This is a genomic window from Micromonospora phaseoli (assembly GCF_900109115.1).
GTDB classification, from domain to species: Bacteria; Actinomycetota; Actinomycetes; order Mycobacteriales; family Micromonosporaceae; genus Micromonospora; species Micromonospora phaseoli.
This window is the reverse complement of sequence record NZ_FNYV01000008.1, coordinates 153,155-176,095: the sequence shown is the minus strand read 5'-3', so window position 1 is coordinate 176,095 and position 22,941 is coordinate 153,155. Positions and strand designations below refer to the sequence as shown.

At 68.7% G+C, this 22,941-nt stretch carries 23 protein-coding genes; 11 read left to right on the top strand and 12 right to left on the bottom strand.

Annotation, left to right across the window (positions count from 1 at the left end; all coding sequences use genetic code 11):
* The first annotated feature begins 286 nt into the window (after nt 1-286).
* From BMY89_RS20790 to BMY89_RS20780, 3 genes are all read left to right on the top strand, one after another.
* The gene (locus BMY89_RS20790; RefSeq protein WP_092381699.1) at nt 287-1,831 is read left to right on the top strand and encodes an MFS transporter; all 1,545 of its coding nucleotides are present in this window, start codon (nt 287-289) and stop codon (nt 1,829-1,831) included.
* 295 nt (nt 1,832-2,126) lie between these two features.
* Complete coding sequence (locus BMY89_RS20785) at nt 2,127-2,816, top strand: ThuA domain-containing protein (protein WP_443673911.1); 690 nt, start codon at nt 2,127-2,129, stop codon at nt 2,814-2,816.
* Nucleotides 2,786-3,904, top strand: a complete 1,119-nt coding sequence (locus BMY89_RS20780) for a Gfo/Idh/MocA family protein (RefSeq protein ID WP_092381697.1) — start codon at nt 2,786-2,788, stop codon at nt 3,902-3,904. The genes BMY89_RS20785 and BMY89_RS20780 overlap by 31 nt, the downstream gene beginning before the upstream one ends.
* 227 nt (nt 3,905-4,131) lie before the next feature.
* Here the strand turns inward: BMY89_RS20780 and BMY89_RS20775 are convergent, their stop codons facing one another.
* Both BMY89_RS20775 and BMY89_RS20770 read right to left on the bottom strand, forming a co-directional pair.
* Nucleotides 4,132-4,941 (bottom strand): class I SAM-dependent methyltransferase, encoded by an 810-nt coding sequence (locus tag BMY89_RS20775; protein WP_092381696.1) that lies wholly within the window; start codon nt 4,939-4,941, stop codon nt 4,132-4,134.
* A gap of 162 nt (nt 4,942-5,103) precedes the next feature.
* Complete coding sequence (locus tag BMY89_RS20770; RefSeq protein WP_092381695.1) at nt 5,104-5,823, bottom strand: alpha/beta hydrolase; 720 nt, start codon at nt 5,821-5,823, stop codon at nt 5,104-5,106.
* Nucleotides 5,824-5,950: 127 nt separating this feature from the next.
* On the opposite strand from BMY89_RS20770, the gene BMY89_RS20765 reads away from it, so the two are divergent.
* The 5 genes from BMY89_RS20765 (at nt 5,951) to BMY89_RS20745 (ending at nt 10,951) form a co-directional block, all read left to right on the top strand.
* A complete protein-coding gene (locus BMY89_RS20765) occupies nt 5,951-6,466 on the top strand; it encodes a hypothetical protein (RefSeq protein ID WP_092381694.1) in 516 nt (171 codons plus the stop codon).
* Between the two features lie 186 nt (nt 6,467-6,652).
* Nucleotides 6,653-6,976, top strand: a complete 324-nt coding sequence (locus BMY89_RS20760; protein WP_092381693.1) for a YciI family protein — start codon at nt 6,653-6,655, stop codon at nt 6,974-6,976.
* Nucleotides 6,977-6,978: 2 nt separating this feature from the next.
* Nucleotides 6,979-8,202, top strand: a complete 1,224-nt coding sequence (locus BMY89_RS20755) for an RNA polymerase sigma factor (RefSeq protein ID WP_092381817.1) — start codon at nt 6,979-6,981, stop codon at nt 8,200-8,202.
* A 280-nt stretch (nt 8,203-8,482) separates the two neighbouring features.
* On the top strand, nt 8,483-10,408 hold the full coding sequence (locus tag BMY89_RS20750) for a sigma-70 family RNA polymerase sigma factor (protein ID WP_092381692.1): 1,926 nt from the start codon (nt 8,483-8,485) through the stop codon (nt 10,406-10,408).
* A gap of 45 nt (nt 10,409-10,453) precedes the next feature.
* Nucleotides 10,454-10,951, top strand: coding sequence for a metallophosphoesterase family protein (locus tag BMY89_RS20745; RefSeq protein ID WP_092381691.1), 498 nt, complete (start codon nt 10,454-10,456; stop codon nt 10,949-10,951).
* A 29-nt stretch (nt 10,952-10,980) separates the two neighbouring features.
* Here the strand turns inward: BMY89_RS20745 and BMY89_RS20740 are convergent, their stop codons facing one another.
* On the bottom strand, nt 10,981-11,478 hold the full coding sequence (locus BMY89_RS20740; protein ID WP_092381690.1) for a YcxB family protein: 498 nt from the start codon (nt 11,476-11,478) through the stop codon (nt 10,981-10,983).
* Between the two features lie 135 nt (nt 11,479-11,613).
* On the opposite strand from BMY89_RS20740, the gene BMY89_RS20735 reads away from it, so the two are divergent.
* Nucleotides 11,614-12,222 (top strand): class I SAM-dependent methyltransferase, encoded by a 609-nt coding sequence (locus BMY89_RS20735; RefSeq protein WP_232521454.1) that lies wholly within the window; start codon nt 11,614-11,616, stop codon nt 12,220-12,222.
* A gap of 149 nt (nt 12,223-12,371) precedes the next feature.
* Nucleotides 12,372-13,745 (top strand): serine hydrolase domain-containing protein, encoded by a 1,374-nt coding sequence (locus tag BMY89_RS20730; protein WP_092381688.1) that lies wholly within the window; start codon nt 12,372-12,374, stop codon nt 13,743-13,745.
* A 157-nt stretch (nt 13,746-13,902) separates the two neighbouring features.
* Here BMY89_RS20730 and BMY89_RS20725 read toward each other — a convergent pair whose 3' ends face one another.
* The 4 genes from BMY89_RS20725 to BMY89_RS20710 all read right to left on the bottom strand — a co-directional run bounded on the left by BMY89_RS20725 (nt 13,903) and on the right by BMY89_RS20710 (nt 16,750).
* Complete coding sequence (locus tag BMY89_RS20725; protein WP_092381687.1) at nt 13,903-14,349, bottom strand: NUDIX domain-containing protein; 447 nt, start codon at nt 14,347-14,349, stop codon at nt 13,903-13,905.
* A gap of 188 nt (nt 14,350-14,537) precedes the next feature.
* Entirely contained in the window at nt 14,538-14,921 is a 384-nt protein-coding gene (locus BMY89_RS20720) for a VOC family protein (protein WP_092381686.1), read from the bottom strand.
* Between the two features lie 119 nt (nt 14,922-15,040).
* Nucleotides 15,041-15,598 (bottom strand): DinB family protein, encoded by a 558-nt coding sequence (locus BMY89_RS20715; protein WP_232521452.1) that lies wholly within the window; start codon nt 15,596-15,598, stop codon nt 15,041-15,043.
* 153 nt (nt 15,599-15,751) lie between these two features.
* Entirely contained in the window at nt 15,752-16,750 is a 999-nt protein-coding gene (locus BMY89_RS20710; RefSeq protein ID WP_092381684.1) for a phosphotransferase, read from the bottom strand.
* 456 nt (nt 16,751-17,206) lie between these two features.
* Between BMY89_RS20710 and BMY89_RS20705 the strand changes: the two genes are divergently transcribed.
* Nucleotides 17,207-18,382, top strand: a complete 1,176-nt coding sequence (locus tag BMY89_RS20705) for a hypothetical protein (RefSeq protein WP_139217979.1) — start codon at nt 17,207-17,209, stop codon at nt 18,380-18,382.
* A gap of 621 nt (nt 18,383-19,003) precedes the next feature.
* Here the strand turns inward: BMY89_RS20705 and BMY89_RS20695 are convergent.
* The 5 genes from BMY89_RS20695 to BMY89_RS20675 form a co-directional block, all read right to left on the bottom strand.
* Nucleotides 19,004-19,450 carry a GNAT family N-acetyltransferase gene (locus tag BMY89_RS20695; protein WP_092381682.1) on the bottom strand — a complete coding sequence of 149 codons (447 nt, stop codon included), beginning with the start codon at nt 19,448-19,450 and terminating at the stop codon, nt 19,004-19,006.
* Between the two features lie 275 nt (nt 19,451-19,725).
* Entirely contained in the window at nt 19,726-20,451 is a 726-nt protein-coding gene (locus tag BMY89_RS20690; RefSeq protein ID WP_092381681.1) for a VOC family protein, read from the bottom strand.
* A gap of 468 nt (nt 20,452-20,919) precedes the next feature.
* The gene (locus tag BMY89_RS20685) at nt 20,920-21,639 is read right to left on the bottom strand and encodes a hypothetical protein (protein WP_092381680.1); all 720 of its coding nucleotides are present in this window, start codon (nt 21,637-21,639) and stop codon (nt 20,920-20,922) included.
* 170 nt (nt 21,640-21,809) lie between these two features.
* The gene (locus BMY89_RS20680) at nt 21,810-22,250 is read right to left on the bottom strand and encodes a hypothetical protein (RefSeq protein ID WP_092381679.1); all 441 of its coding nucleotides are present in this window, start codon (nt 22,248-22,250) and stop codon (nt 21,810-21,812) included.
* A gap of 82 nt (nt 22,251-22,332) precedes the next feature.
* The gene (locus BMY89_RS20675; RefSeq protein WP_232521451.1) at nt 22,333-22,812 is read right to left on the bottom strand and encodes a barstar family protein; all 480 of its coding nucleotides are present in this window, start codon (nt 22,810-22,812) and stop codon (nt 22,333-22,335) included.
* Nucleotides 22,813-22,941 lie beyond the last annotated feature (129 nt).

Here is a 22,941-nt window from a genome sequence, read left to right as displayed (position 1 = left end):
GACCCTTCGGGTCTGGTGTGCCTGTCGGTGCAGCAGACCCTTCCAGTTCTGAGCCGGTCCCGGCGTGCCTCACCGCGAACCGGGGGCCGTCGATCCCACGAGGCTTGTCCCCCCTGCCCGGGGTCGTCTCCGAGCGGCTTCCGGGCATCCCTCGAACCTCGTTCCGTGACGGCCATTTTCGAACGAGCGTGCCGTACAACACTAGCTCGTGTGTTGTTTAACCGACCATCTGGACGGTAGCTTGTTGGGGGACCGCCCGCCATCCGACTGTCGACGAGGAGTCTTGATGCTTGACGCCCCTCCCAAGGCCACAGCCAGGACCTGGATCGGTCTCGCCGTCCTCGTCCTGCCGCTGCTGCTGATCACGATCGACGGCACCGTCCTGATTCTGGGCCTGCCCGCGATCTCCGCCGAGCTGAGCCCCACAGGTATCGAGCAGCTGTGGATGATCGACATCTACTCGCTCGTGCTCGCCGGCCTGCTCGTGGCCATGAGCACGGTGGGTGATCGGTTCGGTCGGCGACGCAACCTGCTCATCGGCGCCGTCGTCTTCGCGATCGCATCCGTGACCGGCGCGCTGGCCACATCGCCGTGGATGCTGATCGGCGCCCGTGCTCTCCTGGGCGTGGGCGGTGCGATCATGATGCCGTCGACGCTGTCGCTGGTGCGCAACATGTTCCTCGACCGGCAGCAGCGCCGTTACGCGATGGCCGTGTGGGGCGCGATGGCGTCGGTCGGCGCGGCGGTCGGACCGATCATCGGTGGCTGGGTCATCGAGACGTTCAGCTGGCAGGCCGCCTTCCTGATGAACATCCCCGTGATGTTGCTTCTCCTGATCCTTGGCCCACTCCTGCTGCCCGAGAGCCGTAATCCCGAGCTGCACAAGATCGACACCCTCAGTGTCGCGTTCTCCTTCGTGGGCATGATCGGCGTGGTCTACGCCATCAAGACCCTCGCCGCTGGCAAAGACATCGGTCTCGCGATCGCTGCCCTCATCGTCGGCCTGATCGCGGTCGTCCTTTTCGTGCGCAGACAACTCGCACTCCCGACGCCGCTCATGGAGGTCAGGCTCTTCAAGGTGCGGTACTTCCGTGGAGCTGTCATCGGGGATCTGCTGTCGATCTTCGCGATGGTCGGCGCGCTGGTCGCACTCGTCCAGCACCTTCAACTCGTGCTCGGCCTCAATCCACTCGAGGCGTCCGTCTGGCTCATACCCCAGGCAATCCTCGCCGGCACCGCTGGATTCGTCGCGACAGCTCTTGTCAAGCGCGTCCTTCCCGCATACGTCATCTCCGTCGGACTCCTGATCGCCGCCATCGGCTTCGGGCTGACCATCTTCCTGACACCGACATCGAGTCCCGTCCTGGTCGCGACCTCGCTCGCACTGGTCTCACTCGGTGCCGGAATCGGACTTACGCTAAGTAATGACATCATCATGAGCTCCATCAGGCCCGAACGAGCCGGGCAAGCTGCCGCAACCTCAGAGACCGCCTACGAGATCGGCACGACGCTGGGGACGGCCGTACTGGGCGGGGTGCTCGTCGCCTGGTACACCAGGGCTGTCACGGCCGGAACCGATGCACTCGATCTGCCGGCGTCCCTTGCCGAACGGGCATCTTCGACGATGGCAGAGGCCCTGCTGGTTGCCAGCGAGGTCGATGGCAGCACCGGAACCTCCATCCTCGAGATCGCCAGCGCCGCGTTCACCGACGCGATCACCGTCGCCGGCATCGCCGGTGCAGGGATCATGGTCCTCACCGCGATCTGGGCCCTCGTCACACTCCGAGGTGCAGCCGCGAACAAGGATCTCACCGCAGAACACGAGCACTGACCTGTGCCATCCACAATCCGGCGGTCTGTCCGTGTCAGGGCGGCACCCATGTCAGGTCGGGGTGTGGGACGCCGGCCGCTGGCAGCCGCCGACCGGCAGCAGGCCGGCGAGGGCGGTAGGGGGCTGCGTGAGGATGCCGGTGTCGACGTGCGGTGCCCCGGGCGAGGGCTGAGTCAGGGCGGCGGTCCGGGTACGGTTAGCGGCGGTCGGACAGTGCGGGCGTCGGCCCGGCGGCAGCGGTGGCCAGGGGTGACGGACCGGGGGAGGAGCGGGTGTGCCGCCGAGGAGAGCCCTTGTGGTCCGAGGAGGCTGGGAGGGACACCGGCCGGTCGAGGCGACGGAGTTGTTCATCCCGTTCCTGGAACGCAGCGGATACGCGGTACGGGTGGAGGGGTCGACGGAGATCTACGCCGACGCCGCCGAACTGGCCGACACCGACCTCATCGTGCAGTGCATGACGATGTCGCAGATCACCGCGGAGCAGGTGGCGGGTCTGGCCGCGGCTGTCGTTGCCGGGACGGGTCTCACCGGCTGGCACGGCGGCATCGCCGACTCGTTCCGCGCCTCCTCGGACTACCTGCACCTGGTGGGCGGCCAGTTCGCCACCCATCCGGGCATCCAGCCCTGCGACCGTGTCGGCGGAGAGGCAGACAACTTCCTGCCACACTCGATCGCGATCACCGACCTCGGCAGGGAGCATCCGATCACCGCCGGGATCGAGGACTTCGACCTGGTCACCGAGCAGTACTGGGTACTGCACGACGACCTGATCGACGTGCTGGCCACCACCACCCACCCGACCCGGGAGTGGCACCCGTGGCATCGGCCGGTGACCTCGCCGGCGATCTGGGCCCGACACTGGGGTGCCGGGCGGATCGTGGTGACGACTCCGGGACACAGCCTCGACGTGCTGGAGCACCCGAGCGTCCGTACCGTCATCGAGAGGGGAATGGTGTGGGCGACCCGCACGGCATCGGCGTCGTAGGTCTCGGCTTCATCTCCCGCGCGTACCTGAACACGCTCGCCAACCATCCCGCGGTGCGCGTCATCGCGGTGGCCGACCTGGACGCGGCCCGGGCCGACGCGGCCGCCGCCACGATTCCCGGCGCCGAGGCGGTCAGTGTCGAGCGACTGCTGCACCACCCGGACGTGGCGACGGTGCTCAACCTCACCGTCCCGGCGGCGCACGCTGAGATCTCGGGCGCGGCGATCGACGCCGGCCGGAACGTCTACGTCGAGAAGCCGCTCACCGTCACGCTCCCGGAGGGCCGGTCGATCATCGACCGGGCGGCGTCGGCCGGCGTTCGTGCCGGCTGCGCACCGGACACCGTCCTGGGCACTGGCACGCAGACCGCCCGAGCGGCGATCGACGGTGGACTGATCGGCCGCCCACTCTCCGCGTCGGCCGTCATGGTCACCCCCGGACACGAGCGCTGGCACCCGAACCCCGACTTCTACTACGCCCCGGGGGGCGGCCCACTGCTGGACATGGGGCCGTACTACATTTCGGCGCTGGTCCACCTGCTCGGGCCGGTCCGGGCGGTGATCGGGGCGGCCAGCCAGCTGCGTGACACCCGGGTCATCGGCTCGGGCCCCCGCCTCGGGCAGCGGATCCCGGTCGAGGTGCCCACCCATGTGAGCGGTGTGCTGGAACACGCGGGTGGTGCGCTGACCACCCTCACGACCAGCTTCGACGGCGTCGCGACGACGGCCGCGCCGATCGAGGTGCATGGGGAGCACGGCACCCTCGCCGTACCCGATCCGAACAACTTCGACGGCGAGGTCCGCCATCTCGCGCTCGACGGGCCCGGGTGGCACGCCCTCGAACCGCGGGCCGGCTACGTCGCCGCCTCCCGAGGGATCGGCCTGATCGACCTGGTCCGGGCCGACGAGATGCGTCCGCCCCGGGCCAGCGGTGCGGTGGCGCTGCACGTACTCGACATCATGACCGCTCTGCTGCGTTCGGCCGCCGAAGGCCGGCGGGTCGAGCTGACGACGACGGTCGAACGCCCCGCACCCGTCCCGCTCACCCCGGCCGAGGACTGGCTGTCAGCCCTCGCGCCCGGGGGCTGAGGCGGAACTCGTCGGCGAGCTTTCCCTGAATACCGCGTGCCGCCCGCGAGCTACGTGCCACCGGCGAGCACCCGCGCAGCCGACCGATGCGCCCACCGCCCAGGAGCTGCACATCGCGCGACTGGTGGCCACCGGAGCGACCCCCGGTAGGTGGCCGAGCAGCTGTTCCTCAGCCCGCGCGCGATAGAAGCCCACCTGCGCAACATCTTCCGCATGCTGTCATTTCTTCAGGGCCGGCAGACAATCTCGCCATGCAGAACGGCGAACCAGGCGTCCGCTGCCGCGGCCCACTCCCGCCAGCCGTCCGAGATGCGCCGTAGGCCCTCCGCGGTGGCGGCGCCTGAGGTCAGCAACTGTCGGGCCAGGTCCGAGTGAAGGATCCGCTCGGCCCACATTTCACCCCACCACTGTCTGTCCTCCGGCGTGGCGAAGCACCAGGTGCTCGCCGTCGCCCTGACGTCGGTGAACCCGGCGGCGTGGGCCCAGGAAAGCAGACGCCGGCCGGCGTCCGGCTCGCCTCCGTTGGCGCGGGCGGCCTGCTGGTACAGGGCGAGCCAATCGTCCAATGCCGGCACGCGAGGAAACCAGGTGAACGCCGCGTAGTCGCTGTCCCGCGCGGCGACGATCCCGCCCGGGCGGGAAACCCGGCGCATCTCGCGCAGCGCCCGGACCGGATCGGCGACGTGCTGAAGGACCTGGTGGGCGTGGATGACGTCGAACGCGCTGTCGGGGAAGTCGAGCGCGTGGACGTCGGCGACCGCGAAGTCGATGTTGCGTTGACGACGTGAGTTGGCCTCCGTGCGGGCCAGTTGGAGCGCGTCGCCGGTGATCTCGACGGCGGTGACTCGTCCGGGTGCAACGCGGGTGGCCAGGTCGACGGTGATGGTGCCGGGTCCGCAGCCGACGTCGAGCACCGACATGCCCGGTACGAGGTGCGGCAGTAGGTAGGCCGCCGAGTTCTCGGCGGTACGCCACCGGTGCGAGCGCAGCACCGATGCGTGATGCCCGTGGGTGTATACGTTCGGTGCGGCTGACATGCGCGAATCTCCCCGGTCAGTGGCGATGACCGTAGCCCGGCTGTCCCGCAATGCGGTAGGTAAATCTTGCTTATTGGGACAGGGTGGGGTGGCAGTGGGCTCCAGCGGCCCCACCCGGGCGACGTGGCGCTGCACGTCGAGCCGGCGGCGGGAGGGACCGGGTCAGGCCAGCGCCGTGAGCACCGTGTCGATGGCCTGCTCGACGGCCTCGCGGGACTCCTCGGTGTGATCGAGCATGTCGAACCCATGTCGGCCGTTCGGCACGTCAACGATCTGCAACCGCGCCCCGGCCGTGCGAGCGGCCGCGACAAACGCCTCGACGGTGTACGCGACCTGCGGGCGTTCGTGCCCGACCCGGGTCAACACCACAGGTAGTGCACCTGCCATCGCGATGGTGTCCACGGGCAGGAACCGTACGTCGACGTTCGCGCCCGGCGGGATGGCGAGCAGGGGATAGGTGGCTGCGACACAGCGTAGCCACTCCGGTGTTTCGCGCAGCCAGTCACCAAGCAGGAGGCCGCCGCCGGAGAAGAACCAGAGCGCGATCCGGTCGCCATCCACCCGTGGGTCATCCCGCGCTGCCTGCACCGCTGCCGCGACATCGGAGCCGGCCTGCGGATAGTCGCCGGCGCCGTGCAGGCGATGGTCGACTGTGACACCGACCGCGCCCCGGGTGGCCGCAAGTGATCCGTATCCCCGGTACACCGGCCAGTCTCGCGGAGTAGGGCGTAGGTCGGCCGGAATCGGGCCGCCGTGCACGAACACGATCGCCGGGCTGGGCCGCGTCGCCGCCGGCAGGTAGAGGTCAACGCGGCCATGGCGCTCTGGCGCGACCGGCTCAACGGGCAACACGAACGGATTCAGATATTCGGGGTGCGCCATGCTGGCAGCCTACGCAGATCGCCGGCGACCTGATGACCACGCGATGATCCGATATCCACGGCGGAAGGAGGCAGGCCATGCGACAGCTGGCGTCCTGGAATTTGGTAGCGGTGGAACGAGCCGTGCAGTGACCAGCCGGGCCGGCGAAGCGTTCTCGATCGACCGGGCCGTGTCCGACATCGAGGCGCTGCTCGCCGTGGACCTGTCCGCCGACGGCGCGGTAGTCAGCGAGGGAGACCCGGAGACCGGGGAGTGGACCGTCACCAGGGGCGCGGGCTTCCAGATCAGGCCGATCTGGGAGAGCGAAGCGCTCACCGGGGTGTACGGGAGGGACTGGAACGAGGCGGAGGAGGCCGCGGCGGAGAACCTGACCCTCGTCGTAGGAGAACTGGACCGCTGGTGGGGTCCCCACCGGCCGGTCTCCATGCGAGTACCGCTCTTTCGGGATCAGGCTGGCGAACCGGTGCCGGCACTGTTCCAGTCCTTGTGCGACGTGGATTGTTACGGTGATCTGACCGTGTGGGGGCCGGTGACGGCCGACGGACGCTGGGTCGCGGTCTCCGTGAACCAGTGCGACGGCGACGCTCCGATGATCCTGACGGCAGTCGTCAGCGACCGACCGATCACCGAACTCGCGGACTGAACTGCCCGCCCGTGCCGGGGCCGTTCGGGGTCGAGGTGGCCTCCGAGATCAGGTCAGGTCAGGTCAGGTCAGGGTCAGGCGTCCTGGGAAAAGTCCCGAGGCGGTGTCGGATCGGGGCGGAGGTGTTCGTAGCAGGGGTGAGCGGCCACCCATCAGGGCGCCACGAATCACAGGAGATGATCCGAGATGCAGTATCTGGTTTCCGTGATCGATGACACGGCCCGCCTCGCCACCCCGGACGAGATGGCTGCCATCGACGCGTTCAACGACCGGCTGCAGGCGGAGGGTCACTGGGTCTTCGCCGGTGGCCTCGCGTCGCCCAGTTCGGCAACCGTCATCGACAACCGGGGTGGGAGAGCGGTGTTCACCGACGGGCCCTTCCTGGAGTCGAAGGAGTACCTCATCGGGTTCTGGGTCATCGAGGCCCCCGACCTCGACGTGGCGCTCAAGCTCGCCGCCGACGGGTCGATGCACTGCAATCGGAAGGTCGAGGTACGGCCGTTCCGGTGAGCGTGCTCAACGTCCACGAGGCGATCACCCGCGCCCACCGAGAGCAGTGGGGGCGGGTGGTCGCTGCCCTGACCAGGCGTTTCGGTGACCTCGACATCGCCGAGGAGGCGGCGGCCGAGGCGTTCGCGACCGCTGTGGATCGGTGGCCGGGCGACGGCGTCCCGCCCAACCTCGGCGCCTGGTTGACCACCACCGCCACCCGCAAGGCCATCGACCGGATCCGGCGCGAGAACAAACGCGACGACAAGCAGAAGGAGGCTCGGATGTTGTACGAGGACGTGCCCGAGCCTCCCGGCGCCATCGACGACGAACGGCTCCGGCTGATCTTCATTTGCTGCCATCCGGCGTTGGCCATGGAGACCCGCGTCGCGCTGACGCTGCGCATGGTCGGCGGTCTGACCGTGCCCGAGATCGCCCGTGCCTTCCTCGTGCAGGAGACCGCCATGGGCCAGCGGATCACCCGCGCAAAGGCCAAGATCAAGGCGGCTCGGATCCCCTATCGGGTGCCGTCCGCGGCGGATCTGCCGGCCCGCGTCTCCAGCGTTCTCGCCGTGCTGTTTCTCGTCTTCAACGAGGGCTATCTGGCGACCGGCCCCGACACCGATCCCGTACGCCACGACCTGACCGCCGAGGCGATCCGGCTCACTCGTCTGGTCCGTGCCCTCATGCCGGACGACGGTGAGGCGGCCGGGCTGTTGGCGCTGATGCTCCTCATCGAGGCCCGCCGCACCGCCCGGGTCTCGGCGAGCGGGGAGCTGGTCACCCTCGGCGAGCAGGACCGGGGGGCCTGGGACGCGGCGCTGATCGCCGAAGGGCATCGGCTGGTGCGCGAGCGCCTGGCCGCTGGAGTAGCCCCGGGTCGTTACCAGATCCTCGCCGCGATCAACGCCGTGCACACCTCCGCCCACGACGTACGCGACACCGACTGGTCGCAGGTCGTCGCCCTCTACGACCAACTCGTCCGCATCGACCCCTCGCCGATCGTCGCCCTCAACCGGGCCGTCGCGGTCGCGGAGCTCGACGGCCCCGAGGTGGCACTGGCGGCCGTCAACCGCCTCGACAGCGCGTTGGCCGGCTATCACGCCTACCATGCGACCCTCGCCGACCTGCTGCGCCGGCTCGGCCGCAGCCAGAAGTCGCGCGCGGCCTACGACAAAGCCATCGAGCTGGCGGGCAACACCGCCGAAGCCGCCTACCTGATCCGCCGCCGCGACCAGCTGAGGTAGCGCCCCATGAGACCATCCGGACAGTTCCCGGTCCGGCGGATCCCGGACAAGCGGGGTGTCCCGGTAGGTGGCCGAGACGTGGCAGACAAGCACCGATCCTGAGCCCACCCGTGTCGGCGGCCCTCGGTCTGGGTCGGCGCCACCGGGTCGACCGGTCGCGGGCGGCTTTTGTGTTATCCCGGCCGGTGTCCTGGCGTCTCCCTCAGGACACCCGATCGCGTTCGCTCTCTGTCGCGTACGTCTCGGGTGGGCCAGGATGTGGCAGTTGAGGAGAGGTGCGATGCAGGAACGCGACGTTACGGACATCGAACTCGTCGTCGCTGCCCGCGACGGTGACCCGCGGGCGGTCGACCGGTTGGTCGCCGTGTACCTGCCGCTGGTCTACAACGTGGTGGGTCGGGCGCTGGACGGGCACGCCGACGTCGACGACGTCGTGCAGGAGACGATGCTGCGCTGCCTGGCCGGGCTCGGCGAACTGCGGTCGCCCGAGAGCTTTCGGTCCTGGCTGGTGGCGATCGCCGTGCATCAGGTCCGGGACCGGTACCGGGCACGCCGGCTGCCGCCACCGGTGGTGGAGCCGGACGAGGTGGCCGACCCCGGCGCCGACTTCGCCGATCTGACCATCCTGCGGCTGCACCTGTCCGGTCAGCGTCGGGAGGTCACCGTCGCCACCCGGTGGCTCGACGCCGACAACCGCGAACTTCTCTCACTCTGGTGGCTGGAGACCACGGGTGCGTTGACCCGCGACGAGGTGGCGCATGCGCTCGGGCTGACCCGCCAGCACACGGCCGTGCGGGTGCAACGGATGAAGGCACAGCTCGACGCCGCCCGTACGGTCGTGCGGGCGCTGGACGCCGTGCCCCGCTGTCCGGAACTGGTACTCCAGACCTCGGGTTGGTCCGGCCGGCCCGACCCGTTGTGGCGCAAGCGACTGGCCCGGCACACGCGGGAATGCGTACGCTGCGCGGCCGGCTGGTCGGATCTGGTCGCGGCCGAGCGGCTGCTGGCCGGTCTGGGTCTGGTCCCGCTGCCGGTCCCGCCGTACGCGCCCACATCCGTTGTCGCGACCACGCCCACCGCGGGCCCGACGGAGCAGTCCGGTCGTCTGGAGTCGGCCGGTTCTACTGAGCAGGCCGGTCGCGTGGTGCGGACCAGCCAGGGGGAGCGGCCCCCCGCCTGGACCGGGCGCGCCGCCGGCGTCGTCAAGCCGCTCACGGTTGGGGTGGCCGCCGCGCTGGTCGTCGTGGTCGCGGCGGTGGCCGGTTACGTGCTGCTGCCCGACAACCCGGGGCCCGCCGCACCGGCCGGCGCGGCGGTAGTGCCGAGCCCGAGCACGACCCCGACCCGCGCGGCGGCCACCCTGACTCCCACACCGACCGTGGCCGCGTCGGCCAGCGCGGCACCGACCAGGTCGGTCAACCCGGCACCGACCAGGTCGGCCGGCTCCGCCCCGGCCGCCCCGCCCGCGGCCCGGTACTCGGCCAAGAAGGGCGTCGCGAGCTGGGAGTTCAGTAAGGTCAAGCAGGGTCTGGGCGCGGTGGAGGCGGCCTGGTACTACAACTGGTCGGCCAGCAACGCGACGATGCCGGCGCCGGCCGGGGTCGAGTTCGTCCCGATGATCTGGGGCGCCGAATCGGTCACCGACGCCAACCTGGCGGCCGCCCGGCGGGCGGGGGACGTGCTGCTCGGCTTCAACGAGCCCGACCTCGGCGAACAGGCCGATATGACGGTGGAGCGGGCGCTGGACCTCTGGCCCCGCCTGCAGGCGACCCGATTGCGGCTGGGCAGCCCGGCACCGGCCTTCGGCGCTGCCGACCCAGGCGGTTGGCTGGACCGCTTCATGGTCGGCGCCGAGCGGCGCGGCCACCGGGTCGACTTCATCGCCCTGCACTGGTACGGATCCGACTTCTCCGCCGCCGCCGTCGGGCACCTGCGCTCCTACCTGGAGGCGACCCACCGCCGGTACGGCAAGCCGATCTGGCTGACCGAGTTTGCTCTGATCAACTTCTCCGGTGGGGCGAAGTACCCGACCGACGCCCAGCAGGCGGCGTTCGTCACTGGCGCCGCCAGAATGCTGGAGGACCTTCCGTACGTGCAGCGGTACGCCTGGTTCGGCCTGCCGGCCACGGCGGACAGCGGCACCGGGCTCTACCGGGCAGACGGGCAGCTCACCGCGGCGGGTCGCGCTTACCGGGCCGCGGGCTGACCCGGCTGGCCGGAACAGGGGCCGGGGCGGGGTTACGCTGACCGCGTGCGGTTGGTCATCATGGCGGACACCCACCTGCCGAAACGTGCCCGGGACCTGCCGGCCGGGCTGTGGGCCGCCGTCGACGCCGCCGACCTCGTCATCCACGCCGGCGACTGGGTCAGCGCCTCGCTGCTCGACGAGTTGGCCCGGCGCAGCGCCCGGCTGATCGGCGTCTACGGCAACAACGACGGTCCCGACCTGCGCGCCCGACTGCCGGAGATCGCCCGCGTGGAGGTCGCCGGACTGCGGATCGCGGTGGTGCACGAGACCGGCCCGTCCGGCGGCCGGGAGCGGCGATGCGCGGCCCGGTTCCCCGACTGCGATCTGCTCGTCTTCGGGCACTCCCACATCCCCTGGGACAGCGAGGCGCCGGGCGGTCTGCGGCTGCTCAATCCCGGCTCGCCGACCGACCGGCGCCGCCAGCCGTACGCGACGTACCTCACCGCCGAGCTGACCGGCGGTCGGCTCGACGCCGTCACCCTGCACGAGGTGCCGCGATAGCGGCGGCCGGCCGGGCGCGGCAGGTGGGTTCAGCGAGCCTGGAGCAGTCCGCGTTTGGCCATGTGGGCTCGCAAGGTCTCGGCGTCCTCGGCGGACATCAGGCGGCGTGGGATCACGGTCGCCGGCATCCGGTCGACGTACACGATCCAGAACTCAGGGGTGTCCCTTACCTGGGTGACCCCGTCCCAGGCGATGCCGCCGGACTCCGATCCGCTGCTCATCATGATGTTGTCGTCGGTGATGTCGTAGGCGCCCTCGACGGCGTAGCCGCTGGAGCGGCGCCGGGCGCGTAACCGTACCCACGGCCCCCACAGCATCGCCAGCAGACCGCCCACGACCATCGCCATCCACAGCGGCGAGATCTGTTCGCCCCACGTGAACTCCCGTGAGATGCCGAAACCGACAGCCCCGACCGCCGCCAGCACCGCGCCGACGTAGCCGTACTTGCGTAGCCGGACACTGCTGAGCGCAGCGGCAACGCGGCCGGGGTAGGCGGGATCGGCTGGTACGTCAAAATGGATGTGCACTCCAGAACGATAGTGCCCCCACCCACCCCGTTCGGCTTCGAGGACGGGTAGACATCGGCGAGCAGGGTCGAACCCGCACGTCGCCGGAGTACTAACCTCGGCCTGAGCATCGTGCGCCGGGTCTAAGGTGTCGCCGTGAGCGAACAGCCGGTACGTGATGCCTATTCGTCCATGTCAGCGCAGTACATCGCGCTGTTCGATGGTGACTGGCAGGCCCACGAGGACGACACGGCCCTCGTCGGAGGCCACCTCGCCGGCCTGGAAGGCACGGTGCTCGATCTCGGTTGTGGCCCTGGCCACTGGACCGCCTACCTGCATTCGCTCGGCGTCGACGTGATCGGCATCGACCTGGTCCGTGAGTTCGTCGACCACGCCCGAGCGAATTTCCCCGGGCCGGCGTTCCGGCTCGGCTCGATGACCGAACTGGACGTCCCCGACCATTCGGTGGTCGGCATCCTCTCCTGGTATTCGACAATTCACCTGCCGCCGCAGGAACTGGACCAGGTGCTCACCGAGTTCCGCCGGATGCTGACCCCGTCCGGGCGCTTGGTGATCGGCTTCTTCGACAGCGACGACGAGGTGGCCGAGTTCGACCACAAGGTCCTTCCCGCGTACCGCTGGCCGGTCGACGAGTTCTCCGCCCGCCTGACGAAGGCCGGTTTCACCGAACTCCAGCGCCTGCAGCAGCAGTTCCCCGAACGCCCGGACCGCAGGTACGCGGTCATCGCCGCCAGCGCCACCTGAGTCCGCTGCGCAGCGTCCAACATCTGGAGGACGCTGGCGCTACGGCCGGTCTCCGCATCGCCGTCTGTGGGCAGTCGGCTGTTCTCCGTCACGCGCGTCGGATCCGGACGCGTCGGATCATTGAGCCGCCGCCCGGTAGCTTTGCCTGCATGTCACCGATCCCGACGCCGTTGCTGCCCGAGACCCGACGTGCGCTGGTCCACCGGCTGGCAACCGGTCAGGTCGCGGGTCGGGCGCCTTCGGTCGTTGCTGCCGTGGTGCGTGATGGTCGTCCTGTGTGGGTGGACGGGTGGGGCGCGGTCGACGGCAGGGCGCCGGATGGCAACCTCCAGTACCGGATCGGCTCGATCACCAAGACGTTCATGGCGGTGCTGGTGCTTCGCCTGCGCGACGAGGGGCGACTCGCGCTTGCCGACCCGCTGGCCGAGCACCTGCCCGGCACGGTGGCGGGCGAGGCCACCATCGGTGCCCTGTTGGCGCACACCGCCGGGCTGATCGCTGAGACGCCCGGCCCGTGGTGGGAACGAACCCCGGGCGCGCTGCGACCTGCGCTGGCCGACGTGCTGGGCGGCGATCCGCAGGTGCATCCGGCCGGACAGCGCCACCACTACTCCAACCCCGGCTATGCGCTGCTCGGCGCGCTGGTGCAGCGGGTTCGCGGCCAGGAGTGGGGCGAGGTGCTGCGGCGCGAGGTGCTGGAGCCGCTCGAGATGACCCGTACCACCCTGCTGCCGGTGGCGCCGCACGCCACGGGCTGGGCGGTGCATCCCTGGGCCGATGTGCTGCTGGCGGAGCCCGCGGTGGACACCGGTCTGATGGCGCCTGCCGGGCAGCTGTGGTCGACCGCAACGGACCTGGCCAGGTTCGCCGCGTTCCTCATCGACGGCGACGACCGGGTGCTGCATCCGGACACCGTGGCGCAGATGCGCAGCCCGGCGAGCCCATCGGAGGCGACGGACTGGGACATCGGCTACGGGCTCGGCATGCAGCTGCTGCGCCGCGACGGCCGGCTGTTGGCCGGGCACACCGGCTCGATGCCGGGCTTTGTCGCGACCGTGTGGGTCAGCCCCGACGACGCCCTGGGCGCGGTCGTGATGGGTAACGTGACCGCCGGCCTGTCCGCCGGTGCGCTCGCCGCTGACCTGCTGCAGACGGTCGCGGAGCGGGAGCCGCGGATCCCGGCGCCGTGGCGCCCGCTGCCCTCAGTCGACCCGCAGCTACTGGATCTCGCCGGCCCTTGGTACTGGGGGCCGGCCCCGTACGTACTGCGCCCGCAGGCTGATGGCTTCCTGGAGCTGGCCCCGTTGTCCGGCGGGCACGGCACCCGGCTACGCCCCACCGGCGACGGCGACTGGGAGGGGATCAACGGCTACTTCGCCGGGGAGCGGCTGCGGGTGCAACACGACCCGACGGGCGCCGTCAGCCACCTCGACCTCGGCACCTTCATCTTCACCCGACAGCCCTACAACCCCGTGACGCCAGTACCCGGCGGCGTCGACCCGGCCGGCTGGCAGGCGCGCTGACCCCACGAACGCACCGACCTCGACCCGGCCGAACGCCGACGGCCCGTAATGAGGTCACCCTCGGCGACGAGCGCCTAGCGGCAGGCGAGCATGCGTCGGCCGCCCGGCATGAACGGCTGCGGTAAGCCAGGGACCCTGGCGAATGTAGACCTGGGCGTCACCATCCACGCACCATCAGGCTCTCGCCTCGGGTGACCGCTGCCAGGGCTTCTGCCACGTAGTCGGCGACGTCCGGTGGAAGCGCCGATGCCGTCGCCCAGCGCAGCTCACTGCATTTGCCGGGCTCCGCGATGAACGGCTCGCCGATCCAGCGATCTACGGTGAAGAACAGGTGGAAGTATTCACGATCGTCGGAGCGCTCCGGTGCGGAGTGCATGAGCAGCGCAAGGCGGCAGCTATGAGGATCAGCCTCGATCCCGAGTTCCTCTCGTAGCTCCCGTACGAGGCCCGTGACCGCGTCCTCGCCGCCGTCGAGGTGTCCGGCCGGCAGGCTGAGCTGACCGTCCCGGTAGCCGGTCGCCGCACGGCGGATCAGCAGCACTCGACCTCGGTCATGGAGGATGCCGTAGACGGCAGCGGCGACACGGAAAGGCTCACTGGGCACACCCGGACCCTACGTCCATCCGGCTCAAGACCCGGAGCTGATACCAACGGAACGTGCATCTCGACGACGCCGGCCATGCCGACATGATCTACAAGCGCCGGCGAGAGCGGGTCGGCTTCAAGAAGGGCTGCCACCGCGCGCAGACACCGGGAGATCCGGATGTCGAAACGCGGTTAGTGACCGTGGCATCACGCGACGCAGAACTCGTTGCCCTCGGGGTCCTGCATGACGACGTGACCAAGCACGTCGCCGTACCACTCCTCGCGGATCACCGTCGCGCCAGCGGCGACCAACTCGGGGACTTTCTGCCGGATCAGCCGGGCGCGCTCGATCATGTCCCAGGGGCCTGGACCGGCCACCCGGACATCGATATGTATGCGGTTTTTGCTGGACTTGCCCTCGGGCACCTTGAGGAAACCAATGGCCGGGCCCCGGCCATCCGGGTCGACGATGGACGCGTTATCGGGCTCGTCGAAGCCAGGTTCCTTGACATAGCCGAGGGCCAGCGCCCAGAAAGCAGCGATCCGCTGCGGATCGTAGGCATCGCATCCCAAGGTCCAGAAAGTCGCCATGGCGCCAACGTACGGGGGCTGCGATCCGCTGTCATCGGCCCGGCTGGCCGCTGGCGGTCAACCGGGATACTGATCCATCTGGCCCCTGCTCCGCGCGCTCGGCGGCAGATGCGTACGTTCTAGATTGTGAAGCTCTCGGGCGCACCTTCGCCCACGCGGCCGTCCACGGCCTCACGCAGGATGTCTGCGTGGCCTGTGTGTCGCGCGTACTCCTCGATCATGTCCAACAACATGTCGCGGACGGTCGGAGTACGCCCGTCCGGCCAGGTGAAGGACGCCGGTCCGTCGAGTCCACGTTTCCCGACGACCTCAGCAACCAGTTCGCGCGACCGCTCGACAGCGTCTCGCCATGTTCGGTAGAGGTCCTCGGGAGCGTCCAGGCTTCCAGTACGCCACTCCCAGTCAGGGTCAGCGTCGAAGTCCACTGCGTCCCAGGGCGCTCCGTACTCCTGGCCGGCAAGCTTGACAGCGAGCCAGTCGGCTTCGACCAGCGCCACATGCTTGATCAGACCACCAAGCGTCATCGCACTGGCAGCCGTCATCGTGCGCAGGCCGTTCTCGTCCAGGCCTGAGGTCTTCCAGGCAAAGGTCCGCCGGTTGCGTTCGAGAACTGACAGCAGAGCCTCGACCTCAGTCCGAGCCGCCGGCACGTTGAGCTGTGAAGTCGTTTCGGTCATTGACGGAGCATAGCCACGACCACGGTTACCGCTCATCGGCACGACCGGACACCGAAAGCCGTCACACACCGTGACGCCCGGACCGCGGCAAATGAGGATGCTGTCGGTGGGCCTGGCGACTTCGGCACGATCCTGGAAGGTATCACGGTCGAGTCATGTCTCGTAGGCGAGCGCCTTCTGCAGGTGGAAGTCCGCGACGTCGAGCATCCACTCCCGGTTCGGGAAGTCGCCCTCGGCGATACGGAGCGGGCCGCCGACCAGGTCCAGATGCATGACGTACTGGTAGTACTTGACCCGCTGTGGGTCGAGGTCCGGGTTGCGGAGCGACGCGTAGTGCGGGCCGAAGCGCATCCGCATCCAGCAGTGCTCTACTTCGATGTCGGTGTACATCAGGCCCTCGATGTCGATGATGACGGGCTCCCCGTCCGGCCCGACGAGCGTGTGCTCAGCGCAGAGCTCGCCGTGGACCACGCCGTGCTCTGCGCGTGGGTCGAGTGCGGCGTGCAGGGTGCGGAGTTTGCGCTCCAGCATCGCCTCGGCTTCGGCCGCGCGGGCATCGCGGGGCACGGCGGTGGCGATGTTCACCAGCGCGCGTTGCAGGTAGGCCTGCTCGCAGGTCGTGTCCGGCGGTGTCCCTCCGTTGTCGATCCACGCGACGCGCCCGAACGCCGGTGCGCGGTAGGTGTGCATGCGCCGAAGCATGTCCGCGAGCTGTGCGAGCGTTTGCCGGCCGGCGTCCGGGTCGCGTTCCAGCAGCGCTTCCAGCGTTCCGCCGCGGACGTCCTCAGTGACGGCGATGTCGGCCGGATACAGGTCCCTGCTGCGGTCGGCGAGCAACAGCCGCGGCGAACGGGCTCCTACCGCTTCCAGTCGACGGGTGGCAGCCTCGAAGAAGTCGATGCCGGAGGCATGGGCGAACGGGTTTGACGGATCGTCGTGGCCATCCGGGAGCAGCCCGTCCCAGTAGTCCTCGTCGGCGTTCCAGACATAGGCTATCGCGGTTGTGGCGTCGTCCAGCATGATGCGGTAGACGCCCTTCTTGGTGCCGTTGAGCAGGCGGTCGACGGTGGTGATGAGGCGGTCGGTGCCGAAGACCTCCCGTATCACTGGGGTCAGGGTTTCGGCGTCGGCGAATTTTCGTTCAGCGGTCATTTCCGGTCCCCGTCTTGGAGTGCCTGCGTCGATCCTCCGCCAGTGGACTAGCCTCCGCAGGTTTCCCCCGGCGGTCGAGCCAACAAATGATGATCACCAATTCGTACAGGCTAAGGCATCGCGTGTGAGTGCCTCATCGGCAGGATCACGGGCACTGTTCTCGGCGCGTCCGAACGCCGGCGATCGGCGCCGACATCACCGTCGGTGAGGAGCACTTCGAGGCATTGGCGCACACCGGGCCAGCATCTTCAATCAGCACCGACGGGGCGAGACGAGCAGAGCGAGCTTGCCCGCAGGGTGCGAACGCTGGGTAGCGGTGCATCATCCTGACCGACGCGGTGCGCGGTGCGCTGTCCGACATGCGGTGCCGCGACGAACGGTGTGAGTCTCCAAGTCGACATGTTGGGCCCGGCGGCGAGCCGCGGGCTGCGGCCCTCGGACTGCGACCATGAAACGGTGAGTGGTGACACCAGGCTCCGACCCGACTGGCACAAGCGGCTGAACGTGTTTCTCGCCAACACGGTTGCCGTTTCAGTGGCCGTCAACGTGCTCAGCAATGACTACCGCTGGCGGGTGCTCGCGGCCGCCATGGTAGCCGTTACCATCAGCGTCGCGGCGTACGGGTTACGCCGCTTGCCGCCGACATCGACGATCGTTCGGCTGGCTACGAGGGCGATGGTCCTGCTCGCTGCCGCCGCCGCGGTGGTTGCGGCGACCACTGACAGCATCGCCGGACTGTGGGCGGCGTTCGTGGCCGTCGCACTAGTCGTCGGCGCTACGGCCGTAGCGGAGCGCCGAGCGGCGATACCGTTGCTGGGTAGCGCATCCGCCATCGGGATGGGCAGTGCTTACATCGTCTTGGGTGCTCTTGTGGCGGCGGGCAGGAGTCGCCTGCCGTGGGACGCTCTGATGGACTATCCGGTCATGGCCGGTGTCGCGCTCATCGGTGGTGGCCTGGGGGGCATGGCGTTCGGTGTGGCTATCCAGACCCGGAGGATCGCATTGGGTGCGGCAGCATGGTTCAGTTGCTGCGCGGCCGTCATCTGCCTCGGCCTGATCGGCGCGCGTGGTAACCCACTGGTGGGTGCGCCGATCATGGTGATCGGTCTGGTCGGTCTCAGCGCAGGTGCGGCCGTCGCCGTGGGTGATCTCGGCCGCGTCAAGCTGGCGGTCCTCGGCTGCGGTACGGCACTGGTGGCACTCGCGTTGGGCGGCCTCTTCGCTGGCGCCGACCCATGGTGGGCCACCGGCGTGGCGTGCAGCGGCCTGGGGACAGCGCTGCTCGGCTTCACCGACATCACCGATCACGCTGAGCTGTTCTGGATTGCGATGCTCGGCGTGGCGGCAGGTCCGGCCGAAGTCGGCGTCGTCCAGGTGATCAATCGCCAGTTTCCGCAAGGGTTGGGAATGCTGCTCTTCAGCGCTGTCGTCGTTGCCTACGTTGTCCGGACCGACCAGGAGCGTCTCAAAGCATGGTGGTCCCGGGTGACAGCGGATCAGAGCGCCACGAACGCCGACTTGACCGTCTTGGAATATCCCAGCGCAGCGCCGGTACCGCCCCAGCCGCTCCCGAGCCGGGGAAGCCGGCCACGCCGCTCGGGTAGGCGCCGAGGCCAATCGCGCCGTCGCTGATCAGAGGGGTGGCTCGGTAGCTTCCGTCCGTGTCGGGACGTCCAGACGCGAGTCAGTCCGGAAGGCAGTACACGCCGGGCGGAAGCGTCATGGGGGCCAGCTTCGGGCGCAGCGGACAACACGGGGTAGCCGTGGACTATCGCGTCGAGAGGTCGGTGCCAGCCGATATCCACGGATATCGCAGCGGCGACGGCGTTGGCCTCGCAGAACTCCCACATTGCATCAGCGAATTCGTCATCGTCGGCGACGTTGTCCTCCGGTCGCCCTGGACCGCCTCGTGCCAGCATCCAGTCCCGCTCGATCGGTAGCGGCTGGATCAGGACGCCGCCTCGGTACGGTCCCGGGAGTTCCTCTGCGGTCCGGTCCCCATTCCGGAAGCATGGGCGGCCGCTGCCAACGGACAGCTGGCACTCGGCGGCTGCCTAGTCGGTGATGCGCCGCCGAACTGGCAATTCCCGCACCAGCACCGGTGGTGCGACCCAGACGATGACGTGTGGGAGCTACGAATCATGGCCACACTGGTTGCCCATGGTTACGACACATCGGACGGGGCGCTCGGATCGTGGCCGCGCGCTCACGGCATGAGCGCGCACCTGCCGTCCGGCTTCGATGGCGGTTCCGTCAGGGTAGATCCCGGCGAAGGACATAGTTGAAGCCGAACTCTGTCTCGGTGGAACGGACATCGAGGTAGCCGAGCCGGCGGTAGAAGTCATGCGCTGTGATGCTCGCACCGGTCTCCATGTGGTCGTAGCCGTCGATCGCGGCCAGCGCCTCGATGTGGCGCATGAGGAGCCGTCCTATGCCGCGACCGGCGGCGCGGGGGTGCACGAACATGGTGTAGACCTTGTTGCCATCGCGGGACACCGTGCCGACGATGCCGTTCGCTTCAGCGACGAACATCTGCCGTTGCGTGGCAAGTTCCTTGATGCGTTGTTCGGTGAAGTGGTCGCACATCCGCTCGATGACCTCGCTCGGATAGTCGCGGCTGTTGACCTCACGAAGGCAGCGTTCGATGAGGCCCGCCACGGCGAGGGCGTCGGCGTTGTCGAAACGTCTTATCGTCGCCATCGTTTCATCCTGCCTGCATCAGACGCCAGGACGCTGGTGTGAGGTACCGGAGTTACCGGCGTCATGATCGGTGTGCCGCAGCAGGTGGGGATCGCGAGGGAAGAGGGCAACCTGAATTTGTCCGCGAGAACCGGAGCCAGATGTTCGCCACTTCGGCGCCACCTCGCGCTCCCGGTCCCCGCGGATGTTCGTCAGAACGAGCGCCACTTTGTTGACCATCTGGAGTCAGCGGCCAGATTGACACAGAGCATCGCCTACACCTCTGCACCCCGACCTCATCGCAGCGCCGCTGCGAGGTCGGCAGCGATCTCGAAGGTCGGTGCCGCCCTCCCGGTTTCGTCTGCGTTCAGCGCGATGTGCTCGACGCGGGCCAGCATCTCCGTTGCGGTTTCCCGGTCATGGAGCGCCATCGCCAGTTCTGCGCGGTACACCAGAACCTCTACGTGTATGACGGGGTCATCGTCGGCCTGCGGGCGAGCCAACGCGCTGTCGAGAATGCGGACTGCCTGGCCGACGTCACCCTTGGAGTCGGCTAGCACGACGGCGTTCGCCAGCGCTTTGGCGAGTCGTCCGGCGGGTGCGGGTGCGGGTGCTGGCGTGGGCATCGTGGCGGCGTTCTGGAAGACGCGGATCCAGTTGCCGCCCGGGTCGATGACGCTGAATCCGCCCAGCCCGTCGGCGTTCTTTCGAGCCCTGGGCCGGGTCATCCGCGGCATTCCGGAGACCAGGACTTTGCCGTATGCGGCCCGCATGCCGGTAGCGAAAGCCCGGTGCAGTTCCGCGATGTCCGAGGTGAGCACGAGGCAGGAGCCGTAGGACTGCTCTGGGTCGAACCCGGCAATCTCGAAGAATTGCAGGTGCAGGTCTTCACGTTGCAGGCCCACGCAGGGGTTGGGTTTGCGCTGCTTATACGTGGTGCTGAAGCCGAGAACCCCGTAGAAGGAAGCGATGTCGTCAATCGACGCGCAGGGCAGCAGGGGAACGGTCACCTCGTTGGTCATGGCTCTTTCCTAGGCGTCGCGGACGGTCGGTCGCACATGGAATTAGCCGATCATCGCCTGATCCCATCCGATCAGCCGATGCGACCGCCAGGACCTCGACCCGGCGTGGATGAGCGGGAGGTGGGACAGACCGGCGCCGACCCTGCAGCAGTGCATCAGTGGCGCAGACAGCGAGACGAAGTCGGTTGATCAGCTGCGTACATCTGTAGCCGCCGTGTGCGCATCGCCGGGGCCGCTTGTCGCGCGGCTGAATCCGTCCGGCGGACAATCTGGCGAGCGTGCAGTCTGGCGAACCGTAGTGGTCCGTTTGTCGCGGGATGGGAGCCTACGCTCAAGTTTGCCGCACAGAACGGCCAGAGGCATGGGACGAACAAGACCGGTCTTACTCTCATAGCCGCGATCCAGGAGTACCTGGTCACTACTGTCGACCCTCCGAGGGTTCGGAGCAGGGAAGCAGTGCCCTGGGTGCTACCGATGTACGGCGTTCTGTGCGGGCTGGAGCGTGGCGGCGATGAGGTGGAGTTGTTCCGGCGACAACTCACCTCCGTGACGGCGGTAGGTATGCGGTCCAAGGCCGACGAGGACGTCGTCGACGTATGTCCATCGGCACGGCGCCCAGTACCTGCGGTTGTTGAGCAGTTCTTCGCTGACCTGACCTAGGTCGGACCGGGCGCCGAGAGTGGCCAAGGCTTCCGCGACCAGGTCGACGGCCTCGTTCGGGCGGTTGCTGTCGGCACAGGCCGGAACGAGCAGGAGAAGCCGCTCGGCCGGGGTGTGATCCGGATCCGGCTGATGTGCTGCGGCGACGACTTCCGGCCACGCGAACGCCGGCCCTCGGAAGTGTCCCTCCATCGCGGCGAGGGGGATCGATGCGTTGCCGGTGCCAGGATCGAGCACGTAGTCGACGCCGCCCTCATCTTCGAAGTTGCGCATGATGACGTGCAGGCGACAGGGCCCGGAGAGTGGTAGCGAGAACACCGGCCATCTGTGCGGGTCGAGGAAGACGTCGACGATCTGCTCCAGGTCGGCTGGATCGATATCGAAGGCGTCCGGTGCCGACGCGGCTCCGCCGACGGTGGCAAGAAAGGCGGGCCAGAACAGCGCGTGCGACATCACGTCAGATCCGTCGACCAACGGCGATCGCAGGATCGGCGGTTCGTACCCGTCCAAGTACCCGAGGATGATCACCTCGTCATCATGGCAGTGTGGAAGCCACCTGGCGGAGCAGCGCCGCTGTCGATAGCTGCCGGCGAGGCCGACCAAGGCCGCTGGGGTGTCGTGGGTGGAGAACAGTATTGGTGGTGGGTCGGTCCCGGGCTGCCCTGGGCCGGCGCGGCCCGCTGGCCCAGGGTCACCGGTCAGCGGCGCTTGGTGGCCAAAGCGACGAGGTACTGTCCGCCGCCCGCGTCGACGCTTGCGGTCACCGGCAGTCCGGGCACCAGCCGGGAGAACCGGTCGACCAGCCAGTCCGCCGCCTCCTGGGCGTCCTTCTTGCTCAGACAGCGGGCGACCAACTCGCGGCCACCCTTGCGTTCGAGTCGCTCGGCGACGGTGATCAGCGGCGCGGGCTCCACCACGTGCAGACGGTCCGGCCAGGCAATGACCACCTTGACCGCACCCTTGCGGGTGTTGCAGGCACGGTGCGCGAGCCGCTCGGCGACCTTGGCCTTCTTGTCGGCGGTACGACTGTCGACGCTGGGACCACGCGGATCGTTCACCGACCTGTCGGCCTCGACCGGCTCGTCGCACACCCAGCACCGCCAACCGTCACGCCTCGCGACGTCATCGAGGAGACTCATCCGAGCAAACTAGCCTGTCAGCCCGCGGCCAACGCCAGTCCCCCGACACGTGGATGGTGGCGGTCGCGAACGGTTCGGGATCTCACCGCCCGTTGCGGACTGCTCGGGCGATGTCCTGCCGCAGGTGCATCGTCTCCTCCTCGCGGTCACAGAGCAGCAGGACCCCGAACGGGACCACCTTGCCCTCCGGTTGGCCGAGAGGGCTGGCCCAGTGATCAACTGCCCGGGCGAGGATACGGAAGAGCGTGTGCCGGTCTTGGAGGCTGCCCGGCAGGAGGTGGGGCGCGTTGTCGATGATCACCAGGTAGCCGTCCGCCGCTAGCCAGTGTAGATCTCTGAGGCAGTCGGACACCGCGTGCCAGTTCCAGCCGAAGTAGCTGGGGAAGAGCAAGGCGTCCGAGAAGTCGTAGAAGACTTGGTTGGTGTCCGCCATCCTCATGCCGTCAAGGCGGGCGACCACGAATCTGCCGGACGCCGGTAGCATCGCGGTCAACTCCACCAGGGAACCACGCGAGCAGACCACCAGCGGATCACCGGAGCGGCGCCATGCTGTGTCCGTCATCCTGCCCACCTCGATCGACGTCGTTCCCCAACCATCGCGGGCCCATACACGAGGCGGCTCAGCACCCTCGGTCTTCCGCGTGAGCAGAGCAGCGGGCAGATGGGCCTCCCGCCGGATGACCCGGATTTC

Bases quoted from the DNA above. Each gene is read 5' to 3' on its own strand.
- BMY89_RS20770 (WP_092381695.1), bottom strand. From the start codon at position 5,823: ATGGCGCACCCCGAATATCTGAATCCGTTCGTGTTGCCCGTTGAGCCG.
- BMY89_RS20695 (WP_092381682.1), bottom strand. From the start codon at position 19,450: ATGGCGACGATAAGACGTTTCGACAACGCCGACGCCCTCGCCGTGGCG.
- BMY89_RS20710 (WP_092381684.1), bottom strand. From the start codon at position 16,750: ATGACCGCTGAACGAAAATTCGCCGACGCCGAAACCCTGACCCCAGTG.
- BMY89_RS20730 (WP_092381688.1), top strand. From the start codon at position 12,372: ATGTCACCGATCCCGACGCCGTTGCTGCCCGAGACCCGACGTGCGCTG.
- BMY89_RS20680 (WP_092381679.1), bottom strand. From the start codon at position 22,250: ATGAGTCTCCTCGATGACGTCGCGAGGCGTGACGGTTGGCGGTGCTGG.
- BMY89_RS20690 (WP_092381681.1), bottom strand. From the start codon at position 20,451: ATGACCAACGAGGTGACCGTTCCCCTGCTGCCCTGCGCGTCGATTGAC.
- BMY89_RS20790 (WP_092381699.1), top strand. From the start codon at position 287: ATGCTTGACGCCCCTCCCAAGGCCACAGCCAGGACCTGGATCGGTCTC.
- BMY89_RS20720 (WP_092381686.1), bottom strand. From the start codon at position 14,921: ATGGCGACTTTCTGGACCTTGGGATGCGATGCCTACGATCCGCAGCGG.
- BMY89_RS20760 (WP_092381693.1), top strand. From the start codon at position 6,653: ATGCAGTATCTGGTTTCCGTGATCGATGACACGGCCCGCCTCGCCACC.
- BMY89_RS20675 (WP_232521451.1), bottom strand. From the start codon at position 22,812: ATGACGGACACAGCATGGCGCCGCTCCGGTGATCCGCTGGTGGTCTGC.
- BMY89_RS20775 (WP_092381696.1), bottom strand. From the start codon at position 4,941: ATGTCAGCCGCACCGAACGTATACACCCACGGGCATCACGCATCGGTG.
- BMY89_RS20715 (WP_232521452.1), bottom strand. From the start codon at position 15,598: ATGACCGAAACGACTTCACAGCTCAACGTGCCGGCGGCTCGGACTGAG.
- BMY89_RS20750 (WP_092381692.1), top strand. From the start codon at position 8,483: ATGCAGGAACGCGACGTTACGGACATCGAACTCGTCGTCGCTGCCCGC.